Source organism: Puia sp. (assembly GCF_035546395.1).
Classification (GTDB): domain Bacteria; phylum Bacteroidota; class Bacteroidia; order Chitinophagales; family Chitinophagaceae; genus Puia.
The window spans coordinates 379549-395508 of record NZ_DASZXR010000016.1; the positions used below are offsets into that span (position 1 = coordinate 379549).

Genomic DNA, 15960 nt, shown 5'->3' on the forward strand with positions numbered 1-15960 from the left:
TCCCTAAAGTTACGGCCGGCTCGTATGGAGCCGGCCGTTTTTTATCAACTGTTATAAACCGCCGCGAATTCCTTTGCAAAATCCTCCAACTGCGTCGGCGACAGGGCCGGCCGGTGCTTCTGATAATCCTCGAACATGATCCCCGTGCGGGCCGCGACCCCCATTTCGGTATAGTTCTTTGCCACCTCTTCGGGGAGACCGGCGGCGATCATCCCCTTTTCCGTGTCTTCATCACTGAAGGGAACATAGGGCAACTCGGGCTTACCGATGGCGGCGCCAAGGACGGCAGCGATGTCCCTGCTGTTGCGCTCGTCCCCCGCGATATACCGTACGCTAACGCCTTTAAAGGAGAGATGGAGCAATTCTTCCGCCGCCACAGCAGCGATATCCCGGGGATGAACCATGACTATCTTCCGGTCGGGACCAAAGTTGTTGCCATAGATCCCGGCCTGTTTGATCAGCCCTATGACCGCAAAGAGATTGAAATAGAAGTATGCGGGGCGCAGGAAGAGGACGTCTACCCCGCTGAGGGTCTTGAGGGCTTCCTCCGCGAGATGGATGCCGGATACCGGCCCCACGCCGTCGGGTTTATCGGCCCCGATGCTGCTGAGAAAGACCAGCTTCTTCATCCCCGAAGCTTTCACCGCCTGGGCGTATTTCCGGCCTACCCCGCCGATCCACTCCTTCCAGGGATTTGCATCGAGCTTGGGCGGGATCATGAGATAAGCGGCGTCCGCGCCTTTAAAGGTGGCAGAGAGAAAGTCGATGTCTTCGACCGAGCCGATGGCGGGTGTGGCGCCAAGCGAAGTGATCTCCGCTGCCTTTGCAGCCTGGCTGCTGACGATCGTCACTTGATGACCTTTTGCTATCAGTTGCTGAGCGAGGGGTTTGGTGATATGTCCCAGGGACCCCAGAAGAATGTATTTCATACTTGTTTTGTTTTGCTGAGGCAAAGCTATACCTTTACTATATATTTCGATAGTACCTACCCCAAAGTAAGTATCATGACAGCGATCAAAGAAAGCTCTACCCAACAGCTGAACAGGCAACTGGCATTAACTGCATGCCCGGTCACTTATACGCTCGAAAAGATCGGGGGCAAATGGAAGCCCTTGATCCTCTATCAATTAATGAATGGTATGAAACGATACGGGCAGATAAAGAAGGCCGTCCCCGGAATTACGGAGAAAATGTTGATCCAGCATTTGCGGCAGTTGGAGACGGACGGGCTTGTAGTCCGGGAGGTGAAGCCTGTAGTTCCGCCCCATGTGGAATACCGTCTGTCGGCGGACGGAATAACGCTGACGCCTATCCTGAATGCGATGGCCGACTGGGGGCTCGCCAGAAGAGCGCAATAGTGGGTTTGTAGGGGCCGATACAGCGCTCGAGCGCGCGGTGGGCGCTACCACCGCCGTGGGGACCGGGAATATGACTCAGGCGGGCTAACGTTGGTCTTTACGCGTAACCAGGGACGGATGATGTATTGGAATGGAGGTCTGCTTGCTTTTAACAGGTGTTAGCAACGGCGGTTGATCCATTCCCGGTCCCGCATCAGCGGTCGTTTGATCGTTCCAACGAAATAGAGAGGGGGTAATGTGGTTGAGGTGGGGGGCGAAAATAGGGAATTATTGGATTATTTCCAGATACGATATAAAATTACCGTATAAAGGGAGATCGCCATTCATCACCACCGCGGTCGTTTTACGGATTGAGAAGCGCTCATTCGCCGATGTGGGTCTGATTTGGCAGAAAGGCACCCTGCGCAGGTTCTTCCTTGGCATCGGGCTCGGGATCTCGTTGTTTGGCGTCATCCTCGGTGTGACCGCGGTTTGCCTGGGCGGCCGGCCCGTCTTTCACCCCTTCGACCGGGAATCCATCGAAGGACTGTTCATCCTGCTGCTCCTGTCTGTTGCCGAAGAGGTGGGCTTCAGGGCCTATCCGCTGATCCGGCTCCAGCAGGCATTCGGAATAAGAGTTACCCAATGGATCGTTGCGCTCGCCTTTGCCTTATTTCACCTCGCCTATGGATGGAACATTTGGGTCGTGATGACGGGCCCCTTTATCTGGAGCTTCGTCTTCTCGCTTGCGGCGACCCGATGGCGGGGCATCGCCGTGCCGGTGGGACTTCACTTCGCGATCAATGTTCTACAGCGGTCCTTTTCGGCCGGAGCCGCCAACCACGGTACGCCGCCGGCATGGCCCGGCCTGCTGGTCGAAGGAGCTTTATTCGCGGGAGCCCTACTGTTGACAGAGCTGTTGTTGCGGCGGCAGAGGAAATCATTCCCCACATGACCGGCTGGCCGGGGTTTGGCACGGATTTTTGACCTCTATTGGTATGAAAAAGCAAAAAACACCAAAAACGGCCGCCCAGTATGCGGGGACACCGCCGGTGCAGCACTCCGAGGTGGTTCTTGCTCAGCCTGAACCTCCTAAAATAATGGAAGAAGAGAAGAGCGCACAGGTGATCAACGAGGATGATATCGAGGCCGACCGGCACAATGGTTCGGCCGGGGCCTTTGAGGGCACCGAAGCTACTGGCGACGATGAGTAGGCCGGCGGGATCCGGTGATAGCGGCAAAGATTTGATGTCACAAATTGTGATGTCAAGTCAAGTTCTTCAGCTTCTCCGGGTCGACGATCGCGTTAATGCGGACAATATGATCCCCGGCGATGTCGAAGACAACGCAGGAAACAAGATGATCCTTGTTATAAAAGAGGAAGGCCGGTTGGTGATTGAGAAGGGTTGGTTTGATCGTGGACGAACCCTGATAGGTGTGATAGACATAGATGAGGAGTTCGGCCACGGCCGCGGCGCCGGTGCAGACCTTACGGAATACGTTGATCCTTCCGCCGTCGGCGTAGAAGGCAATGTCCTCGTTGAGGAGGGCCTCGAGGCGGGGCAGGTTACGGTTGCGGATCGCGTCGATATAATTTTGGAGCAGGGTGTTGGCATGCGCGTCATGGACGGGATTGCGGGGGGCTTCGCCGCCGGGCTTGAAGAGCTTTGTCTTCGCACGGCTGAGAAGCTTCCGGGCGTTCTCTTCCGAGATCGAGAGGATCCCGGCGATCTCCCGGTGATCGTAGTCGAAGCTCTCGCGCAGGATAAAGACGGCGCGCTCTTTTGCGTTAAGCCGCTCGAGCAGGACGAGCAGGGAATAAGACAAAATGTCCTTCAGATAGACATCGGCGTCGGCAGACTCTGTGGCCACCGGCTCCGGAAGCCATTCCTCGGGTTGGGGAACAAGCTTCCGGCGCTGTTTTTTATTGATGGCCCTGTTGATGACGCTTTTTACCAGGTAGGCCTTTTCATTATTGATACCATCCCGCGGCGCGGCGTAATAGTTGGCGAGAACGTCCTGTATCGCGTCCCTGGCGTCTTCAGCCGAGCCCAGGATATTGTATGCATAGGGGAAAAGGATATCTTGATAATTGGTCATATTTCGATCTTTAGCCGTGATTCACCTGGTACCCTCCGGGAATAGTCCGGAAGGCTTTGTTGAGCCTGTTCCAGACGCCCGTCGCGGAGATCGCAAAGGCAAGATCGGCAATCTGTTCCTTCGTAAAGTATTTTTCCAGTTCGGCAAATTCGGCGTCGTCGACATTCGCTTCCGTGGTAAGACCTTCGGCTACCGCCAGCGCGGCACGTTCGGCCTCCGAATAGTAAGGACATTCGCGCCAGGCGGGAAGGCTGTGGAGCCGCTGTTCGGTCTCGCCATGGTAGGTGGAGTCCTTGTGATGCATATCGAGGCAATAGGCGCAGCCGTTTATTTGGGAGACGCGATACGCGATGAGATCCAATAGTTTAACGTCGATACTGGATTTGTAAAGGTATTTACCGAGGCCAAGCAGCGCATCCATATATCCCTTGGGGACATCCTGAAAAGAGATTCTTTGTTCCATAGTCTTGCTGTTTTTATTTACAAGACCCGGGGGTGCTGCGGAACGTGACAACATCTTTTCAATATTTTTGTCCCGATGGTCCCGGTTTATTCACTGGCCCGGAATAGCCACTATGGGGAACAGCCGTGGCAAAAAAGAAGGGTCGAAATAAAGAGGGCCGCAGCGCGGCCCTCTTTATTATAGGGTATCGATCCAATTTTTCAGCTCCTGTTTGGTTTTTCCGGTTTTCTGTTGAAGGCGGCCGAGCAGTTCGTCTTCCTTTCCTTCCTCATACATCAGATCGTTGTCGGTGAGGTTGGCGTATTTCTGCTTGACCTTTCCTTTTAGTTCGTTCCAGTTACCCTTGAATTTTAAGTTGCTGCTTGAATTTCCATGTTCCATATCAACAATTTTTTTGTGTTTAAATAATTGAGGCCTCATCAACGATGCCCCAAATCCTTTGCCATGCAGACGCTCCGTTGAATTTTGGCCGGATCGGTCTTTCGTTGTGCAAAACCCGCCCCAGCTGTGGTATCCGCTAACCACCTGAATGTAAGCCGGGCAGCCCCCGACGGCGCGGTGGTATGGTTTCTGATGTGATACGGATGAGCGTTAAAATTTTTATAAAGAAGCGCTTAAGTGATCCTTTGCGGACCCCTGCCGGTATCTTTGCAGGAATTTAAAATTCTTCCTGTGATGAAAGCATTGTGTATCGGTGTTGTCGCATTATTGTTATTTAGCTTCACTTCGCTTAAGAATTCCCCCCCTGTCCCCGCACCTACAGCTTCCATCCCTCATCATATCGAAAATGTAACGACCGGTGTTTCGCTGGCCGATTCGGCCCGGTTCGATCTCCTGTACGACAATCTCGACCTGCAGGGGCTTTCCCTTTCGCGCGAGGCTTTTCACAAGGCCGTGCTGGGCTTTTTATCCCTTCAGCTAACGGGAGTGGTCCGCAATGCGGATGTGCTGTCGATCGTCGATTTTTCGCTGCCTTCGAGCCAGAAGCGGCTTTTTGTCATCGACATGCTGAACGGCCGCCTTTTGTTCAACACCCTTGTCGCGCATGGCCGGAATTCCGGAACGCTGATGGCGACGCGCTTCTCCAACCGGATCAACAGCTACATGAGCAGCCTGGGCTTTTACCTCACCGGCGATGCCTTCATCGGAGCACATGGATACTCGCTGCAACTGGAAGGGTTGGAGCGGGGATGGAACGATCATGCTTCTTCCCGGCGGATCATCATGCATCCTGCCGACTATGTCAGCGAAGAACATGTCCAGGAATGCGGCTACCTGGGACGCAGCGAAGGGTGTCCGGCCATTCCCGAAGCGCTGAATCAGCCGATCATCGATGAGATCAAAGGCGGTAGCTGTTTGTTCCTCTATGCGCCGAATAAGCGGTTTACGCACCGCGGCGCCCGTTTCTCATCCTAGCGCAGGAACAGGTGTTGCGCCACGGCGCTGTCATGTCCATAGATATCCTCCCGGAACTGCAGGTTGCCCTCTTCATCCACCCAGGCGGTATAATACACGATCAATACGGGTATGGGGTCTTTGAGCGCTACCCCTCTTTCTCTGTCTTCGGCAATGACCTCGTCGATCTTTTCTTTTGACCAATCGGGCATATCCTGTAGGAGATATTCCGCCAGCCCGCGCGCATCGGCAACGCGGATGCAGCCGTGACTATAAGCCCGCCGGGTACGGTTGAAGAGATCTTTATGGGGAGTGTCGTGGAGATAGATATTGAAGCTGTTGGGGAAGAGGAACTTGATGCGCCCGAGCTCGTTCTTCTCGCCGGGCCGCTGCCGGATCACCGGAAGGCCGTCCTCCTCTCCGGTCTCCTCCATATCGTGTGCTTCGAGATAGTCTTTATTCTTTTCCATGGCCGGAACAATCTCCTTCCTTACGATGGAGCGCGGGATATTCCAATACGGATTAAAGATGATCCGGTTCAGCCGGCCGGAGAACAGCACCGTGCTGTGGCCCTCTTTTCCAACGACGACGTTCATGGTCAGTGCAGCGCGCCCTCCGTCGAGGACCCGCAACCGGAATTCGGGGATGTTGACGATGAGGATACGGCGAGTGGAATCGGCCGGTTGCCAGCGCATGCGTTCGAGGTTCACAAGCATCTGTCTTATCCGAGCCTCGACGGGAACATTGAGCGATGCTATGACCTCGGGGCCGATATGCCCATCGGGATTGAGGCCATGAGTTCGCTGATAGGCCTTTACAGCCACCGCCAAATCCTTATCGAATACATCGGTGGTGTCGGTGGCGGCCAGCTCACCGGTCAACTGTAAGCGCTTTTTTACTGCCGCAATGAAACTGCCTCTTTCGCCCGGGCGATAGCCCTTATGAGTTTTGGGCAGCCTCCCCCACCCCCCTTTTTCCTGCCAGTCGAGGAATTGTTTCAGGCGTTGGACCAGGGCCTGGTATCCCGGGCCTGCTACGCCGCTGCCGCTTTGGGAAATGTCGGCCCGGGCCATTTCGACGGGATCCCTTTTCTCCATCGGGACAAGCTGAAGATAGGCGGCATGTCGTTGCCGCTTGTCGGGATAACGATCGTTTAGGAAGTTCATGAAGCGCCAGGTCATGAGCAGTTCGGTTCGTTGCAGGGTGGGATCGATGGCATTTAGCTTCTGCCCGCTGGTGTCGCCGGCCTGCAGAATATCCAGTTCCCGGTCCAGCCATTTGCGGCCGGTGCTGCTATCCTTGCTGTACTGATAGAGCGAGGAGAAGGCCAGGGCCTGTTCGGAAAGGCCGTCCTGATCGAACCAGGCATATTGAAAATTGCGGGCGTTGTAGAAGTTGTGGAGTTCGAGGGCGAGCGTGTCGTTCAGGTGTTGCAGGGAAATGAACTGGTCCAATTCGGCGGTGTCCAGATACAGATCACTATAGGCATGGGCCGAATCGATGCCGGTATTACGGGCGATGAGGGTGTCGCTCTCAAGGGGATTGGCCGGCGTGGGACCGGGCACGCCCGAATCCCCGGCCGGGGCGGCCGCCGGAGGGGCTTTCGGTTTGCTCTGGCAGGAGAAAAGGAATCCTGCGAAAAAGAATAAGATGGGTACGATCTTTTTCATCGGTTTTTGTTTGCAGGACAGACCTTCCGTACTATGCAGGCTGCGAAAGATAGAAACAGGCTATACATGCAAGAATTTCTACGGTGGCAATGATGTAAAGAATATATCTCATACCCTATCCGGGTACAAAATCATTGCCAGTCCGGTCCCCGGGCGTGGAAAGCCGAATACCGGGAATATTGTTCCCCACCTGGGGAGTGCTGGCACAGGAATTTGATAGGGATGGCTTAATGAATAGGTTCTGGGTATACTATTGCGCGGTCCTGCTTGCCATCCTGCTGACTGCGATACTCTTATACATCGCCCGGCTGGTGTTCATGCCCCTCGCGGTGGCGGGAATGCTCGCCCTGGTTTTTATGCGCCTCTGCGATTGGCTGGAGCGGCGGGGCGTGCCCAGGCTCCTCACGGCACTGATCTCCGGCGTCCTTTTCGCTGGGTTGGTCGCAGGGGTTGTGCTATTGGTTAACTGGTATATCCACCGGTTTGCAGCGGATGACAGTCTACAGCAGAACATCGGCGAAGTGATCGCGCAGGCCAGGGGCTTCCTCAGAGACCAGTGGGGAGTCAATGTCCGGGGAACGAAGGGAATGTGGTCGCTGATCGGCAGCGCAGACGCGGGGAAAATGACGACCACCGTGGTGGGGAGTATCGTTGCCGTCGTGATGCATCTCATCCTCACCGTCGTATATATGGTCATGCTGCTTTCCATGCGCGGACATGTCAAAGAGTTTTTCCTCCGGCTGGTAAAGCCGGAGAACGAACAGAAGGTCCGGACGATCCTCACGCGAAGCGTGAAGGTGGCACAGGACTATATCTTCGGAATGATGATCGTCATCCTTTATCTCTGTACCCTCTATTCTGTCGCCTTTTCGGTCATCGGCGTCAGGTATGCCGTCTTCTTTGCCATCCTCTGCGGCCTGCTGGAGATCATCCCATTTGTAGGCAGTATCACCGGGACGACGCTGACCTGCATCATGGCCCTGTCGCAAGGGGGCGGCATGCACATGGTCGTTTGGGTGCTGGTCAGCTATGCAACGATACAGGCCTCGCAATTCTACATCGTCGCGCCGCTGGTCATGCGCGAGCAGGTGAACCTGAGCCCCCTGTTCACCATCGTGGTGCTGATTGCCGGGGACCTGCTCTGGGGCATCCCGGGGATGATCGTGGCGATCCCCTGCCTGGCCATCCTGAAGATCGTATGCGATGAGGTGGAATTCCTGCAGTCCTTCGGATTCCTGCTTGGGCGGACGAGACCGACCCATGGGAGGTGGAAACGGCCGTGGGCAAAATAATTGCGGACTTTGAATAAAACGGAGCATATGACCAATATATCAGACATCGAGATCAGGCGGGACGCGGAGCAGCTGGTGCTTGACCTCTTAAGCGCCATCAATGAGAAGGACTTTGCCACGGCCAGGGAGTTCGTATGGGACAATTTCACCTTTGAAGGCGTTCTGGGCAGACGGGACGGCGCCGACGCCTATTTTGCCGACCTGCCCGGGATGAACATGAACTATTCCGTCCTCCAATCCTTTGCCAGGGGGCTTGACGTATGCGTATTGAGCAACCTGCGGATTGGGGACAAAAAAGAGATCTTTTGTTGCAGCTGGTACAAGCTGAGACAGGGGAAGATCGCCTCTTTGAGAGTCCTGTTCGACCCGAGACCCCTGCTGGCGAATTGAACGACTATGGCCGCTCCCCGAGCGGCTTTTTTTTCCTATCTTACAAGCTAATAAACCTTATCTATTATGACACCTGAACAACCCGTCCAGGCGGCCATTTATGCTGCCATGGACCGTATTCAACGAGAATACACCCGCCTCCTCGAATCTCACTCCTGCGTTTCCCTTCTTGGATCCTTTAATTCCGACGAACTCCGCCTCGAATCTTACTGCCAGGACTACCGTCCGCATCCGCAGACGGCTGAACTGGTGCGAAGCAGTATCGGCTTTGGCCGGTCGGCCGGTATCCTGCTCCCCAATGCGGAACATTACCTCACCTGCGCGTTGTATCTCTTTCCCGATGCGACGCCGGAGAAGATCCTGCTGATCGCACGGAATTATGCGGTGGATTTTTATCTGAACGACACGATGGGCCGGGAGTACCGGTCGACCTCCGGGGAGCGGCAACGGCTGAACGAGATCCGGGCGCGGCTGACGGAGCGGACGGACTGGCCGACGACCATGCCTTCCGCCGGGGGGCCGGCCAAAACGGTGGCGGCTGCGGATCAAGCCGCCGGGCCGGCTACTCCGGCGGAGCGTGCCCACCTCGAGGTGCTGACCGAGCTGGCAAACAGTTCCCCCGCCTCCTGGTTCGAACCCTTCCTCGCACTCTATCTGAAACATCTGTCGGTGGCGCACAAGTCTTACGACTGCCTCTCGCTCGGGACCATCCCCAGGATCGAAGAGTATATCGCCATCCGCGCCGATATCTCGGGAATGCCGCACACCGTCTCGATGGTGGAATACAGCCAGGGAAATTACCTCGACTGGCCGCTGCTTCAGCAGATCGGTCTGGCGGGAGAACTTCGCGAGCTGGGGACGACAGTGTCGCTGATCGGAGCCTTGATGAACGATCTGTTTTCCTTCGAGAAGGAGGTCATCGACAACCGGAGCGACTCCAATCTGCTGGCCATCATCGTGCTGAACAATTTCCGGATGGAGCTGCGCGAAGCGATGTCGGTGGGGACGGCCATCGTGCGGAATCTGTTGGCGGATTATGCGCGGGGTGCAGCGAATCTTTTGGCGAAGATTGAGCGGCTGCCGGCGGGACCGGTGCTTGCGCCAGAGTCCGGGGGCCGGCACGAGGATGCCACACCCGATCTGCGCGCGGGACTGCTGCGTTACATGGAAGGTATCCGGAAATGCGTACAGACCTGCTGGCTATGGCAGGTAGATACCCAACGGTACAAACGGCCGCGATCGATCTGGAAAGAGACCTCTCTATCAGGCCCGGTTGCCGTCTAGAGGAAAGCGAAGCTCGACGGTGGCGCCGGCGCCGGGTATCGAATGGATCTCGATCACCCCGCCGAGCAGCCGGGTCAAATAATTGGTGATATAGAGTCCGAGGCCGATGCCTTCGGGGTTCTCGGGCGACTTGCTCGTGGCGTAAGGCTCGAAGATACGCGCCAGCTGGTCGGGGTGGAAGCCTTTGCCCTCATCGATTACCTTCAACACCCAGGTCTCCTCATCGAGACCGAGACAGACCCGGACAGCGGAACCGGCGGGAGAGAACTTCAGGGAATTGACAAAAATGTTATAGAAGATACGGCTGACCTTCAGGCGATCGGTCAACAACTTCGAAGGGAACGAGCCGTCGACATGGAAATCCACGCGGATATCCTTCTCCAGCGCAAGATATTGATTGAGCTTGACGATATGCCCCACCTCGGCAGCGACATCGATCCAGTCGTCCTCGATCTCGTCGACCGTGCCCATCTTGAATTTCGAGAATTCAAGGAAGTGATTGAGCATGTATTTGTAATTCTGCGAGGCCAGCAAAAGACTTTCCGCCACCTGCGGGGTCACAGGCTGGCCCGTCGTCACCTTCTCGTGGACGACCGCGCAGATACTGCCCACCCCAAAGTAGGCCCCGCGGATATCGTGGGAAATATGCTGGAAGAAATTATTCTTGAGATGATGCAGGTTCTCGCCCGCGTCACGGGAGGCTTCGGCCTCGCGGGAACGGGAGTGGAACCGAAGGACATTCTTTTTGTAGAGATAAAAGATGAGCAGCACCAGCGAGATGATGACCCCATAGACGACAATCCTCGTCAGCAGTCCGATGCCGGGGCTGAAGGCTATCGGGGTGATAAAGGGATGCCGGAATTCGATCTCGAGAAGGGTCAGCAGGAGAAGCGTGATGCACACACAAACGACGCGGCTCAGAAGGCTGTCGAATACAAAAAAGATGAGCCCGAGGATGAAAAGGAACATCAACTGCGGCTGTGCATGCTCGCCGAGAATGGAACCGAAATAAAAGGTCGCAAGATTGATCACGAAGTAAAAGAGGATGTTCGCGGGAACATAGTTCTGCTTATAGTTGAGGGCGACAATGCCCAGCATGAGGAAGGCTTCGGCGTAAGCGCCGATGAGGATGACAAGCTTCCCCGTCAGCAAAAAGAAGAGAAGGCCTGCAACGAGATTGAGCAGGAAGATCGAGACGCACATCGTGTTCACACCGATACAGATCGAGCGGTGGATGTCGGATTCGGAAAAGCCTTTTGCGCCCGCATACTTCAGTGTTCGCCAGACTCTGGATAGCATATTTCGTAAAAAGTACAGAATAAAAAATCGGTTTTTGTCGAAATATCTCTACAAAGTAAACTGGAAAATGCCACTATTTTGCTTTCAATAGGATAAGGTTTAAATGGCTAATGCATCTGATTAGCGCATCCCTGCACGAAAGTGCGGGGATTTTTATTGATAATCAATGCATTGCTTTTGGGACGGATAGTTAGATCGGATTTACGGCGGTAGTATGTAGTAACAAGGACAATGCCCAACAAACTGCTGATAGCCGACGATCATAGTATGACCCGGAAGGGGCTTAAGTTGCTGGTAGAGTGTCATATCGGCAAGGATTGGATACAGGAAGTATGGACCTGCAACCAACTGATGAAAGAGTTGCAGTCGAAGACCTACACCCACCTGATCCTGGATATCTTTCTGAGCGATGGCAGTACGTTGGAGGTGATCCCGGCGATCAGGAATTTGTATCCCGACCTGGAGATCCTGATCTTTTCGATGCAGCCGATAGCAGTCTATGAGCGCGCACTGATGCCGTTCCGCATCCGGTATTTTGTTTCCAAGGAGGCCAATGAGGTGGAGACGCTGCGGCTCATGGGGCAATTCCTCACCAATCAGCGACCGGTCCCATTGCATGTAAAAGAGGAGGAAACCCTACCCTTTTCGGGAATGCCGGCCAGGGAGATGGATGTGCTGCATTACCTGTTGAAGGGGTGGAAAACGACGCAAATCGCCGATACGTTGAATCTGAGCGTCAGCACGGTATCGACCTTAAAGTCCCGCATCTTCGAGCGCACGAGGACGAGCAATGTGATCGAACTGATGGAGTTGGCAAGTATCCACAATGTGAATTGATCGGATCGTAAAAATACGATCTCCCTATATGGTCTTTCTACGATGTGTAAGGGTTTCCCCGGGCTGGCGGCTAAGTCTATAGAGAACTATTGAGGAATAGCGTGTTGGATATTATGAATTACCTCAAAAACCCCGCATCTTTGAGTCGTTAAGCAAAACCAAAGTTTATATCCAATATCCATCGAAAAGCATCCGGCTTATGAAGACCACAAGTTGAGGCCCTGCCGGAAAAAATTAGAGGCCGTCTGCCACCAAAAGCAGACGGCCTCTTCATTTATGTTTACCCGGGATACCAGTTCTTCTGCACCACCTTAATATTCTTATCCCCGGCCTCGACCTTTGTCTTAAACGCATTGACGTCACTAAGGCCGTCCTTTCCACGGTAGTGATAAGGATACACCGTTTTTGGCTTGAAGGCAAGAACGGCGTCGGCAGCTTCGTCAACGGTCATCGTATAGGGAAGGTTCATACAAACGAAGGCGATATCGATGTTTTTGAGGGCGCGCATTTCGGGAATGCCCTGCGTGTCGCCGGAGATGTAGAGATTCTTGCCGCCGATGGTCAGGACATAGCCGTTGCCCCTGCCCTTGGTGTGCATCGCCGTGGGGCTTTCGGGAAGATTGTACATGGGGATGGCAGTGATGCCCACGCCGGACTCGGTCTTCTTGTCTCCATTATTCATGATAACGACCTTTGCTTTCAGGTCCCCGGGCATCTTATCGGCAACGGCCTTCGGCGCGATGATGACGGTATTCGCAGTGCGGACGGCTGAAAGCGTGGCCGGGTCGAAGTGATCGCCGTGAATATCGGTGACCAGGATGACATCGGGTTGCCTGATACCGCTGTAGTTCTTTGCGCCGCCGGTAGGATCGACATAGATGGTGAGATCTTTCAGACCAAGGACGAAGCTGGCATGTACCAGCGGTTGGATGGTCAGCGTTCCCCGGGAAGTGGCGACTTCGTCGGGGCTTACCCGTTGGGCATTGGCATTTTGCAGGACAAGGACAGACAGGGCGGATGCAAAAATAATGGATTTCATAAATGCATTTTTTAAGGGCATAAAAGTACGCAATGTGCCCTAGACCTTGATGTAAATCTTTTGCTTGTCGAGGATGCGGCCGATGAGCCAGTAAATAACGATGAGAGTCACCGCATACAGAAGCGAGGCATTCTCTTCATGCCCCAGGTCCAGCGGCTTGCAGCAATGGTTATAGAACCAGGCCAGGGGATCCACCGTCTTACCGTCATCGTCGATCCGGATCAGGCGTTGCAGCCGGGGCAGGGCTCCGCTGAGGATAAAGATGAAAAGGGGGTTCTTGCCAAAGACATCGAAGAATTTGCTCCAGGACCCGGTAGACTCCCTGAATTCTATGAAGTAGATCAGCAGGGATAGGGTCGCCAGCGCCCAACCGGCGGCGACGAGGGTATAACTGCTGGTCCAGATCTTTTTATTCACCGGAAAGACGCTGCCCCAACAGTAGCCCGCCAGCAGGAGAAGGAAGGCGGCGACCAGGAGATGGGAGAGCATCTCGTAGCTCTTCCCCTTTAGCCGGATATAGGTACCGGCGAAATAGCCGAGGATGACGGACACGATAGCGGCCATCGTACTGGTGAGACCTTCGGGGTCGAAGGCCACTCCTTCGCCATGGTACATATGTTCGGGCCCGAAGATGGCCTTGTCGACGGCGGTGCCGAAATAACCGCTGAGGCTATACGGATCGGCAGGGTCGCCGAGGAAGAGGCAAAGGGCCCAGTAAGCAATGAGCAGGCACCCGCTGATAAAGAAGGCGCCGCGCAATTTGGCGTAATAAACGATAAGGGCGGCGCCGCAATAGGCCAGGGCGATGCGCGCCAGCACGCCCATGATGCGGACCCCGACGAGAGTGCCGTTGTCGGCAGTGTACGTCCAGGTCCTGAAAACGATGTGGTCATGTTCCCAACGAATAAAGGGAAACCAGTTGAGCAGGACGTTGATGAGGAAGATGAGCAGGGTGCGGCGGAAGACCTTTTTCAGGAAGTAGGCGTTACCCTTTTCTTCGAAGCGCGGCATAACAAACGCGAGGGCGTTGCCGACGGCGAAAAGGAAGAACGGAAAAACCAGGTCCGTGGGGGTCAGGCCATGCCAGGGAGCATGGTCGAGGGGCGTGTAGGCCGCGCCGGCCTGGTTGTTGACGAGGATCATGAAGGCGACGGTGGCGCCGCGGAAGACGTCGAGGGAATAGTAGCGCTGCGGTGGGTTCATCGGTTGAAGGTAAAAAAGAGGCCCTCCCGAACCAAAAATAGAGCGCCTCTTTTTTTTAAGGCTAGTTGGTCGCCCCGCCATTGACCAGCAGATGCTGGCCGGAAACAAAGGACGAAAGCCCGCTGGCAAAGAATTCCGCCGCATTGGCCACGTCCCCGACCTCGGCAAGCCGGCCCATGGGGCAGCTGTCGAGCAGCTGTTTGCGTAACCGCGGGTACGCTGCCGGATCGACAAAGATCCCCGCATGGTCGACCGCAAACGGAATAATAGAATTGACGGTGACGCCGCGATGCCCGATCTCTTTGGACAACACGTCGACAAGATAGCGGGGCGTCGTCTTGCTGCCGCCATACACCGCCATGCCCGTGACGGGAAAGGACGTCGTGCTGGAGGCGATGTAGATGATGCGGCCGTTGTCCGTGACGTGTTTGGCGGCCTGCTGCATTGTAAAGTAGGAACCTTTGGCGTTGATGGTGAAGACGCGATCGAACTGTTCTTCCGTGAATTCGGTCACCGGGGTTTCCACCATCTCGACGCCGGCATTGGCGACGATGATGTCGACCTTTCCGAAGGCGGCGAGAGCTTCGTTGAAGAGCTTTTCGATCTCGGCGACCTTGCTGACGTCGCCCTGTACGGCGATGACCTTTACGCCCATGGCTTTTATATTGGCAAGGGTCTCATCCGCGGCGGCCTTGTCGCGGGCATAGTTGAGGACGATATCCGCGCCAAGGGCGGCATAACGTTCCGCAATGGCTTTACCAAGTCCGCGGGCAGATCCGGTGATAAGGGCTACTTTACCTTTTAATGAATTCATGATCGGGTGATTTTGACTGTTAGTGAGTGTTGAATAGTTAGGAAACCATGTCGCCATTGACGGGGATCACCTGGCCGCTGACCCAGCGGGCCTCATCGGTGAGCAAAAAGACGACGACGGGAGCGATATCGCCGGGCTCGCCGATTCGGTTGAACGGGCTGAGCGCCGCCTGGGCCTTGATCGTTTCCGGAGCCTTCCCCTTTGTATACAGCTCGGTCATGACGGGGCCGGGGGATACGGCGTTGACACGGATACCGCGGCCGGCTTCCTTGGCGGCTACCTTGGTCAGATGCTCGATGCCGGATTTGATACCGCCATAAGGGCCATAGGTGGGGATCGGAATACGGTTGACGCTGGTCGAGATGTTGAGGATGACGCCGTTGTCTGCCACTTTCGTCATGGCTTCCCGCAGGACGAAGAAGGCGCCCGTGAAGTTGATGTTCACCTGGTTGATGAATTCTTCATCGGTGAAGTCCTTTATGAATTTGTTGATCATGATCCCGGCGTTGTTGACGACGGCATCGATGCGCCCAAATTTGGCGAGGGCCGTGGCAAACAGTTGTTTTACCTCCGCCGAGCTGCGAACATCCGCCTGGATGGCGATCGCTTCGCTGCCAAGCGCCTTTATCTCTTCCACTAACTGATCTGCGGGTTCCTTCCGGCCCGCGTAATGAACGACGACCTTGCCTCCCGCCCTTGCTACCTGGCGGGAAATTTCAGCCCCGATACCACCGGAAGCGCCGGTGATCAATACTACTTTTTGGCTTAACGTGCTCATACTTGTTTGTTTTGTTTGTTGAGACAAAGCTATGACGGGCAGGAGCCTCCAAAAAGACG

18 protein-coding genes are annotated in these 15960 nt (G+C 55.1%); 8 read left to right on the forward strand and 10 right to left on the reverse strand.

Annotated elements, in window-relative coordinates; all coding sequences use genetic code 11:
• Positions 1-44 precede the first annotated feature (44 nt).
• Positions 45-929 (reverse strand): NAD(P)H-binding protein, encoded by an 885-nt coding sequence (locus VHE34_RS22750; RefSeq protein WP_325592201.1) that lies wholly within the window; start codon positions 927-929, stop codon positions 45-47.
• Between the two features lie 75 nt (positions 930-1004).
• Between VHE34_RS22750 and VHE34_RS22755 the strand changes: the two genes are divergently transcribed.
• The 3 genes from VHE34_RS22755 to VHE34_RS22765 all read left to right on the forward strand — a co-directional run bounded on the left by VHE34_RS22755 (position 1005) and on the right by VHE34_RS22765 (position 2551).
• Positions 1005-1358 (forward strand): helix-turn-helix domain-containing protein, encoded by a 354-nt coding sequence (locus VHE34_RS22755; RefSeq protein WP_325592203.1) that lies wholly within the window; start codon positions 1005-1007, stop codon positions 1356-1358.
• 373 nt (positions 1359-1731) lie between these two features.
• Positions 1732-2292, forward strand: coding sequence for a CPBP family intramembrane glutamic endopeptidase (locus tag VHE34_RS22760; RefSeq protein ID WP_325592205.1), 561 nt, complete (start codon positions 1732-1734; stop codon positions 2290-2292).
• Positions 2293-2335: 43 nt separating this feature from the next.
• Positions 2336-2551 carry a hypothetical protein gene (locus VHE34_RS22765; RefSeq protein ID WP_325592207.1) on the forward strand — a complete coding sequence of 72 codons (216 nt, stop codon included), beginning with the start codon at positions 2336-2338 and terminating at the stop codon, positions 2549-2551.
• 52 nt (positions 2552-2603) lie between these two features.
• On the opposite strand, the gene VHE34_RS22770 is transcribed toward VHE34_RS22765, so the two are convergent.
• The 3 genes from VHE34_RS22770 to VHE34_RS22780 all read right to left on the reverse strand — a co-directional run bounded on the left by VHE34_RS22770 (position 2604) and on the right by VHE34_RS22780 (position 4281).
• Positions 2604-3437 carry a sigma-70 family RNA polymerase sigma factor gene (locus VHE34_RS22770; protein WP_325592209.1) on the reverse strand — a complete coding sequence of 278 codons (834 nt, stop codon included), beginning with the start codon at positions 3435-3437 and terminating at the stop codon, positions 2604-2606.
• 10 nt (positions 3438-3447) lie between these two features.
• Complete coding sequence (locus tag VHE34_RS22775; RefSeq protein WP_325592211.1) at positions 3448-3900, reverse strand: carboxymuconolactone decarboxylase family protein; 453 nt, start codon at positions 3898-3900, stop codon at positions 3448-3450.
• 177 nt (positions 3901-4077) lie between these two features.
• The gene (locus tag VHE34_RS22780) at positions 4078-4281 is read right to left on the reverse strand and encodes a CsbD family protein (RefSeq protein ID WP_325592213.1); all 204 of its coding nucleotides are present in this window, start codon (positions 4279-4281) and stop codon (positions 4078-4080) included.
• 294 nt (positions 4282-4575) lie between these two features.
• Between VHE34_RS22780 and VHE34_RS22785 the strand changes: the two genes are divergently transcribed.
• On the forward strand, positions 4576-5316 hold the full coding sequence (locus tag VHE34_RS22785) for a murein L,D-transpeptidase catalytic domain family protein (RefSeq protein WP_325593077.1): 741 nt from the start codon (positions 4576-4578) through the stop codon (positions 5314-5316).
• On the opposite strand, the gene VHE34_RS22790 is transcribed toward VHE34_RS22785, so the two are convergent.
• Positions 5313-6965: a L,D-transpeptidase family protein gene (locus VHE34_RS22790; RefSeq protein WP_325592215.1), complete on the reverse strand. Its 1653-nt coding sequence runs from the start codon at positions 6963-6965 to the stop codon at positions 5313-5315. The genes VHE34_RS22785 and VHE34_RS22790 overlap by 4 nt on opposite strands.
• Before the next feature lie 230 nt (positions 6966-7195).
• On the opposite strand from VHE34_RS22790, the gene VHE34_RS22795 reads away from it, so the two are divergent.
• The 3 genes from VHE34_RS22795 (at position 7196) to VHE34_RS22805 (ending at position 9931) form a co-directional block, all read left to right on the forward strand.
• The gene (locus VHE34_RS22795; RefSeq protein WP_325592217.1) at positions 7196-8257 is read left to right on the forward strand and encodes an AI-2E family transporter; all 1062 of its coding nucleotides are present in this window, start codon (positions 7196-7198) and stop codon (positions 8255-8257) included.
• Between the two features lie 27 nt (positions 8258-8284).
• Positions 8285-8647 carry a nuclear transport factor 2 family protein gene (locus VHE34_RS22800; protein ID WP_325592218.1) on the forward strand — a complete coding sequence of 121 codons (363 nt, stop codon included), beginning with the start codon at positions 8285-8287 and terminating at the stop codon, positions 8645-8647.
• A gap of 66 nt (positions 8648-8713) precedes the next feature.
• Positions 8714-9931 carry a terpene synthase family protein gene (locus VHE34_RS22805; protein WP_325592220.1) on the forward strand — a complete coding sequence of 406 codons (1218 nt, stop codon included), beginning with the start codon at positions 8714-8716 and terminating at the stop codon, positions 9929-9931.
• Here VHE34_RS22805 and VHE34_RS22810 read toward each other — a convergent pair.
• Positions 9911-11230 (reverse strand): HAMP domain-containing sensor histidine kinase, encoded by a 1320-nt coding sequence (locus VHE34_RS22810; protein WP_325592224.1) that lies wholly within the window; start codon positions 11228-11230, stop codon positions 9911-9913. The two genes, VHE34_RS22805 and VHE34_RS22810, sit on opposite strands and share 21 nt — an antisense overlap.
• Before the next feature lie 231 nt (positions 11231-11461).
• Between VHE34_RS22810 and VHE34_RS22815 the strand changes: the two genes are divergently transcribed.
• Positions 11462-12067, forward strand: a complete 606-nt coding sequence (locus VHE34_RS22815) for a response regulator transcription factor (protein ID WP_325592225.1) — start codon at positions 11462-11464, stop codon at positions 12065-12067.
• A gap of 280 nt (positions 12068-12347) precedes the next feature.
• Here the strand turns inward: VHE34_RS22815 and VHE34_RS22820 are convergent, their stop codons facing one another.
• From VHE34_RS22820 to VHE34_RS22835, 4 genes are all read right to left on the reverse strand, one after another.
• The gene (locus VHE34_RS22820; protein ID WP_325592227.1) at positions 12348-13106 is read right to left on the reverse strand and encodes an MBL fold metallo-hydrolase; all 759 of its coding nucleotides are present in this window, start codon (positions 13104-13106) and stop codon (positions 12348-12350) included.
• 39 nt (positions 13107-13145) lie between these two features.
• On the reverse strand, positions 13146-14309 hold the full coding sequence (locus VHE34_RS22825; protein ID WP_325592229.1) for a DUF5009 domain-containing protein: 1164 nt from the start codon (positions 14307-14309) through the stop codon (positions 13146-13148).
• 61 nt (positions 14310-14370) lie between these two features.
• The gene (locus VHE34_RS22830) at positions 14371-15123 is read right to left on the reverse strand and encodes an SDR family oxidoreductase (protein WP_325592231.1); all 753 of its coding nucleotides are present in this window, start codon (positions 15121-15123) and stop codon (positions 14371-14373) included.
• A 37-nt stretch (positions 15124-15160) separates the two neighbouring features.
• Positions 15161-15901 (reverse strand): SDR family oxidoreductase, encoded by a 741-nt coding sequence (locus VHE34_RS22835; RefSeq protein WP_325592233.1) that lies wholly within the window; start codon positions 15899-15901, stop codon positions 15161-15163.
• Between the last annotated feature and the right edge of the window lie 59 nt (positions 15902-15960).